Source organism: Clostridium psychrophilum, from assembly GCF_018861705.1.
GTDB lineage: Bacteria > Bacillota > Clostridia > Clostridiales > Clostridiaceae > Clostridium_AD > Clostridium_AD psychrophilum.
Genome location: NZ_JAHLEC010000146.1, coordinates 1 through 6,531, shown reverse-complemented (window position 1 = coordinate 6,531; position 6,531 = coordinate 1). Strand labels below are relative to the sequence as shown.

Genomic DNA, 6,531 nt, shown 5'->3' with positions numbered 1-6,531 from the left:
TAGCATAGTTATTTTTTATAGTTAACCTAATGCTTATTAAGTTCGCTATAAATCAGGAGAATCTTTATCCATTATTTGTATTGGTTTTATGAAAAGTTTTGCAATTAACTACTTTTTATATAATCAAACACAAATAGATTAGATCTAATTATTTACTGAATATTTTTTTGAAGATTCCTTTATGATCCTTTTCTTTCTTTTGCATTTTATCTTTTATTTCAATTAATTTATTGTCTAATTCTTCAAAGTGAGCTTCTAGTTGTAATATTTGTTTAGGTTGTTGCTGTTTAAACAGAATTTGTGTATTCTGATGAAGTTCCTGTTCCTGGCTTAATCTTTTATTTAAGTCTTGTATTTGTATATCTTTTTTATTTAACTGGTCTTTTAATGTACTTATATAATCAGTTTTAAGGTTAATATTCTCTGAATCCATGGCTACATAATCGTTTAGTGGAATACTAGTACTGTTAATACTGTGTAAATTATACGTGTTATCATTTACACTATCACAATGTTGTTCAGGTTGTAGTAAATCTAATATTTTTATATCATAATACTGTATACCTTGTTCAATTTTCAGTAAAGGTCTTAAAACTTTGCTATCTATAGCTTTCAGCTTTTTATATACAGTAACCTTTGATAAGCCAATTAAACTCGCTATTTCTATTACTTTTAACCACTGTTTACTATCTTTACTCATGCCTTTACACTCCTTTTACAAGCAGAATAATATTTTCACGATACCAAGTGCACATATTTAAACACTTTAAATACTTACTGTAATTCTATTTAAAGTATTTAAATCCTTTAAATGAATATTTCCAATAAATTTATATAGAAGTAGAATACATAAAATCTAAAGAATAATAGCAAACAACTACTGTTGTTGTTTTAAAGGTTTTAAACAGTACTTGTTTTAAAGGTTTTATGACCCACTACAAACATTGATATGACTAGGTTTCTTTAAGTGAACTATATCAAACAAGGGGTGAACTATATCAAACAAGGGGTCAAAAGCACAGTGAACTATATCAAACAAGGGGTGAACTATATCAAACAAGGGGTGAACTATATCATTAAAAATATATTGATATAGTTATGTATATATAGTATATTGTTCTTGAGGTGGTAATGTATGGTTAAAAATAACAAGCTAATAGTAAAATCTAATTATATTGTTGAGGCTTCGTATAAGTTAAGTGTTGGTGAACAAAGAGTTATCTATATTTTAACATCTATGATAAATAAGGATGATGCTGATTTTAAATTGTATAAGTTTACTGCAAAACAGTTTGCAGATATAATTGGAACGAAAAGTAAGAATATATATAACCAAGTATCTCAGTATGTTGAAGCTCTAAGAGATAGGGATTTAACTATAATAAAAGAAAAATCTATTTTAAAAACTAAATGGTTAAGCTCAGCAGAATACTTTGCTGATGAAGGTTATGTGGAATTAGAGTTTTCACCAAAGCTTAAACCATATTTATTAATGCTTAAAGAACGTTTTACAAAATTTTCAGTTGAGCAAATGGTTAGTTTTGCAAGTCAATATTCAGGAAGAATATACGAACTTTTAAAACAGTATGAAAAAATTGGAGAAAGAACTTTCAAGATTGAAGACTTACGGTCACTACTTGGCATAGGATTTGATGAATACAAACAATACGGGTTAATAAAGCAAAGAATTTTAAATAAAGCTAAAAAAGAAATAAATTTTGATAGCGATTTACTGATAGAATTTGAAGAAATAAAGACAGGTAGGAAGGTTACTAGTATAAAGTTTCATATAAATGCTAATAGAACTAAAAATAAAGCTAGTGAGGAAGCTTGTACCACTTTAGAATGTAAATCTACTAATGAAGAAGAAAAGTTCTCTACAGAGCTTATAAGCATGGTTAAAAGTATATTCAAAGAGAACATAACAGGTAAAGAAGCTAAATTTATATTAAATACTGCCAAAAACGATATAAATATTATTAAAGAAAAATATGCTCTATCTCAAAATGTATCTAAAATTGGTAATATCGTTGGGTGGATGATTAAAGCTATTAAAGAGGATTATACAATTCCAAAGGATAAGGTCAAGGTTGGCAGTTTTAATGATTATGAACAAAGAGATTATGATTTTGATGCTTTAGAAAAGAAATTACTAGGTTGGGATAAGGAAGAAAAGATTAAGGAAACAGGACAAGAATTTCAACAATTATCAATTCAATAAATCAGGTTAAACCCTTATTTTAGCTGAATTTAACTAGTCTGTTTATTCTAAAAAGGAGCAAAGCGACCTATACTTTATAGTAAAGTATAGCACATTATACTTTACTCCGTAAAATTCGTGCTCTCCGAGGGGATAAGTGCGAAGCACTAAAAGACATAAAGCACTGATATACCTAGCTTTATAATGATATATAGGCGTGATTAAGTACAATTATAAAGGAATTAAATAGTGAAACACTTGAAAACAAGTAATAGAGCCAAAGTAAAATAGACATACGTATCTAGTTACGTATGTCTATTTTACATTTTATAGGTAAATCCGTATGTAGACACGTATCCTAGAATTTAACTATTATTGTCGCTAAACGACCAAATTGGTCTTATATTTAAATGCGTTAAACAATTTAGTTGTCTTTAGGGCGAAATACTTTTTGTATTGTGTGCACAGTCGTATTTTAGTTTTAGATTTTTTATTTTGAAGTTGCTGCACTCCCTTCCTTATCTTCTCACTTCGTGTTTTTATCTTAATATTTTAGGTAAATCTAATAGCTTTTATTAATAAAGAAACCACATTTAAGTAATGGAAATGGTCAGGTTATTTTGTCTGACAAGGTGTCCATTATTTGAATATGGTATGTTTTTTATGCTACGTAGAGGTATACGACAGAGACTAAAATTTGTAAAAAATGTATTCAGGAACCTACGTAGAGGTATACGGAAACAGCCTAAAATCTGTACCCACTGTTTCGTTAGGCTTTGCCTAACTCCGCAACCTAGTTGGGGACAGAAACCCCTTATGCTCATACGGGGTTTGGGGTGCAACCAATAAAAATTAAATTTATACCAGTGGACAAATGAATACAAGTCAATTAAAAAAGCAAATTTGTTGCGATCGCTTGCGATTTTTTATCACTGTTTTGTATTTGTTTGTCCACGTACTTTTTGAGTGAAATTGAAATGATATTATTTGTTGGCATTGCTAGTGTTATACTAGCAAAATATAGTACAGTTTGAGTGGAATCGAGTATGAATTGTACAATTCCACATTGTTTGTACCTACATTTTAACACTTTATATAGAGTTTTAATTGACTCTTTTTATAATTAGTTATATATAAGACTATAAATATATGGTTAACCTAAGTTAACTTTTATTATAAATATGGTATTTGGTTAATTCAAAAAAACAAAGAGGCATACAATACCAATAGATTTATAATAATCATTCACTATAACCTTTTATTATGTTGAATGTTGGTAACCATGATTTTTAATATAATACATTATAAAAAATATTTTATTTTAATCATATCTTATATATTAGCAAGATATAATCATGTTAATTTCTTATAACATGGCATAATTATTGTTAGAATTTTAAAATTTCAAAAAGATTAAAAGTAGATAGGTGGTATTCATATACGGAATACCCAAACAAGGCAATTTGACAATAAATAATTTTAGGGTAACTTTCAATGAATAATTAGTATAATATATGTATACAATATATATACATTGTATTTACAAAATAAAATTTTTGCTATACAATGTGTATATATAATGTAATGAAAGGAGTGATATTATGGCTCTAAAATCAGTTAATATTCGTATTGATGAAGAATTAAAGAAACAAGCAGAAACCCTTTTTGCGGATTTTGGTATGAATATGACAACTGCATTTACTATTTTTGCAAAAGCAGTTGTTAGAGAACGAAGAATACCTTTTGAAATTACTGCAAGTGACCCGTTTTATAATGAATCTAATATTGAACACTTGAAAAAATCTATCAATCAACTTAATCAAAAGAAAGGTACAATACACGATATTGTTGAGGTAGAAAATGAAGAAACTATGGTCTAATGAAGCTTGGAATGATTATGTTGATTGGCAGTCACAGGATAAAAAGACATTAAAGAAAATTAATCAACTTCTTAAAGATATAGATCGCAACGGATATACTGGTACTGGAAAACCCGAACCATTAAAACATGAGTTACAGGGTTTTTGGAGTAGAAAAATTGATGGTGTAAACCGTTTGGTATACCGCATTGAAGATGACCAGATTGAAATAGCTCAATGTAAGACACACTATGAAAAATAGGAGTCTTTAGCAATTTAAAGAAGACTAGGCATAGTAATATGCCTAGTCTTCTTTTTTATTTTATAGTTATACCTTTTTTGGTACAATATAATTTTCGTTATGTTGTATGCCTTTTATTCTAGTTTCAAACAAAATGTGAACTATAAAAAAGAGGTGATCTTTAGATCATCCTCCAAATTTGATGTTTATATAATATTACTAATGTAATTGATTAAACAATTCTACATAATTATATGTTTTATTATTTATAGATTTTAGTAAGCTTATTATTTTTTCGTTTGTTAACTTCACATTATTTTGATAAGCATAATCTTTTAATAATGCAACATACCCAGATATTATTGCAGTTGCTTGTGACGTTCCTGATGTACTATCTATTTTTTTAGTATTATCAATGCCTTTTATTTCATCACCGGGTGCAATTATAGTGCACTTGTCAGGTGCATTAGTAAAATCCCATGTCTTAAAATTTGAAGAACTGGCGCCTACAGAAATAACTCCTTTTTTGTTTGCTGGAAAGAGCATTTCCACAGTTTTATAATCTCCTGAAGAGGATATAACGGTAATTCCTTTAGCCATTGCTTTGTCAATAGCTTTTGAAATCCCATCATTATATTTGTAGCCACCGATACTAATGTTTATTATTGTACATTTTGCATCAATAGCTTTGTTTATAGCTTGCGCTATAATGCTAGACTTTATGGGATTATCTATATCCATTACTTTAATAGAAAATATCTCTGTGTTTGGCGCAATCCCTTCAATTTCATTGCCATAGCCATAGCCCTTTATTATAGAGTACAGAATTGTTCCATGTCCATTATTATCATACTCATTTCCAACCAAAGCAATACTTTTTTCATCATTATTGATTTGAAATTTAGATATACCTGTATCTATCAATGCTATCTTTTGTGATTTCCCTTTAGAAAGCTTATGGATAGACTTATAATTCATATAATCTATAGCCCAGCCTTTATCTTTGTTAACACCAGAATCGAAAAAAATAGTGAATAAGGCAATTAACACTACTATAACTAAGGAAATATTAAGTACGATTTTTACTTTAGGAAACTTTTCTCCAAAATTATACATTCTTCCAATAAGGGAACAAAGTAAGACTACAATTACTAAGGTTATAGAAACTATTACATTCAAATTATTCATCCCCTTTGTTTTAGCTGAAAAAAATAGTGTATAAAGCAACTAACACTACTATAACTAAAGCAATGTTAAGTACAATTTCTGATTTAGGGAACCTTTTTCCTAAATTGTATTTTTTCCCAATAAGGGAACAAAGTAAAATTATAATTACTAATATAACTGGAACCATTGGTCTCAAGTTATTCATCTCCTTTGTTGTTTTAAATTATTGTCTTACTATAGTGTAAGTAAGCCACCAATGTATATCAGCTCTTATTCCTCTTCTAGTTGAACCATTAATAGTATTTACTTTATTTGCAATTGAACCCATGTACCAAGCGCCTCCAATACATGCTGCTGCCTGAGGAACGAATCCAAATAATGCTGTTAAACCTGCTGCAGCTCCAAAATGAATAGCACTTTGATTTAGTTTACCTGCCCATAGACCTGCATAATAGGTGCTTTTATACTGCCTTATTCCCCACCAAAATTTTTGACGATATGTTGATCCACCTTGGATGTAAAAATTATCATCACTAGAATCTATTAAAGTTCCATTTTTCAAAACTGTTAAATCATCACTACGTACTTCCTTATTTAATTCATTTATATTTGCTGTAATTGTAGTGTATAAACTAGCAGCTGTTAAATCTTTATTAAATGTAACACCAGAAGCTTCTGCATCTTTTTGAATAGCGTTGTAGTCAACATCTTTTAAGTCCATTTTGAGATCATTCTTGTCAATATTTAAGCCGTTAGAACTAGTTGTAATGTCATCACTTATAGCATTGACAATACCGTTACTAGTGGTAATACTATCTTCACCACTTGTTCCATTACTATCAGCAGCAAAAACTACAGACATATTTGTAATAACCATTACAATACATAATACAATACTTAATAATGAAAGTCTAAATTTTTTCAATGTTATCCCCCCTATATCTTTTTATATATAGTTAATTGCATAACCTTGTAGTCAAGTGACTTCAAGGCTTTACAATCATATATTTACAGGAATTCCCCCACCTTTTGTCGAATTTATATTCATCACAACTAAATTCACA

At 28.8% G+C, this 6,531-nt stretch carries 7 protein-coding genes; 3 read left to right on the top strand and 4 right to left on the bottom strand.

The features are described from left to right. Positions 1-148: 148 nt before the first annotated feature. Positions 149-700 carry a hypothetical protein gene (locus KPL38_RS17635; protein WP_216290450.1) on the bottom strand — a complete coding sequence of 184 codons (552 nt, stop codon included), beginning with the start codon at positions 698-700 and terminating at the stop codon, positions 149-151. 435 nt (positions 701-1,135) lie between these two features. Between KPL38_RS17635 and KPL38_RS17630 the strand changes: the two genes are divergently transcribed. The 3 genes from KPL38_RS17630 (at position 1,136) to KPL38_RS17620 (ending at position 4,321) form a co-directional block, all read left to right on the top strand. Continuing rightward, positions 1,136-2,221, top strand: coding sequence for a replication initiation protein (locus KPL38_RS17630; protein WP_216290449.1), 1,086 nt, complete (start codon positions 1,136-1,138; stop codon positions 2,219-2,221). Positions 2,222-3,801: 1,580 nt separating this feature from the next. After that, on the top strand, positions 3,802-4,080 hold the full coding sequence (locus KPL38_RS17625; RefSeq protein WP_216290448.1) for a type II toxin-antitoxin system RelB/DinJ family antitoxin: 279 nt from the start codon (positions 3,802-3,804) through the stop codon (positions 4,078-4,080). Then, positions 4,061-4,321 carry a Txe/YoeB family addiction module toxin gene (locus KPL38_RS17620; protein WP_216290447.1) on the top strand — a complete coding sequence of 87 codons (261 nt, stop codon included), beginning with the start codon at positions 4,061-4,063 and terminating at the stop codon, positions 4,319-4,321. Before KPL38_RS17625 ends, KPL38_RS17620 begins: the two co-directional genes overlap by 20 nt. Before the next feature lie 198 nt (positions 4,322-4,519). Here the strand turns inward: KPL38_RS17620 and KPL38_RS17615 are convergent, their stop codons facing one another. Genes KPL38_RS17615 through KPL38_RS17605 form a run of 3 tightly spaced genes read right to left on the bottom strand, consistent with a single transcriptional unit; the run spans position 4,520 to position 6,392 of the window. Beyond that, complete coding sequence (locus tag KPL38_RS17615; RefSeq protein ID WP_216290446.1) at positions 4,520-5,479, bottom strand: S8 family peptidase; 960 nt, start codon at positions 5,477-5,479, stop codon at positions 4,520-4,522. Positions 5,480-5,498: 19 nt separating this feature from the next. After that, positions 5,499-5,663, bottom strand: a complete 165-nt coding sequence (locus KPL38_RS17610; protein ID WP_216290445.1) for a hypothetical protein — start codon at positions 5,661-5,663, stop codon at positions 5,499-5,501. Positions 5,664-5,690: 27 nt separating this feature from the next. Then, entirely contained in the window at positions 5,691-6,392 is a 702-nt protein-coding gene (locus KPL38_RS17605) for a hypothetical protein (protein ID WP_216290444.1), read from the bottom strand. Between the last annotated feature and the right edge of the window lie 139 nt (positions 6,393-6,531).

Excerpts from the sequence above, each read along its gene's own strand:
- KPL38_RS17630 (WP_216290449.1), top strand. The coding sequence starts at position 1,136 with ATGGTTAAAAATAACAAGCTAATAGTAAAATCTAATTATATTGTTGAG.
- KPL38_RS17635 (WP_216290450.1), bottom strand. The coding sequence starts at position 700 with ATGAGTAAAGATAGTAAACAGTGGTTAAAAGTAATAGAAATAGCGAGT.
- KPL38_RS17620 (WP_216290447.1), top strand. The coding sequence starts at position 4,061 with ATGAAGAAACTATGGTCTAATGAAGCTTGGAATGATTATGTTGATTGG.
- KPL38_RS17625 (WP_216290448.1), top strand. The coding sequence starts at position 3,802 with ATGGCTCTAAAATCAGTTAATATTCGTATTGATGAAGAATTAAAGAAA.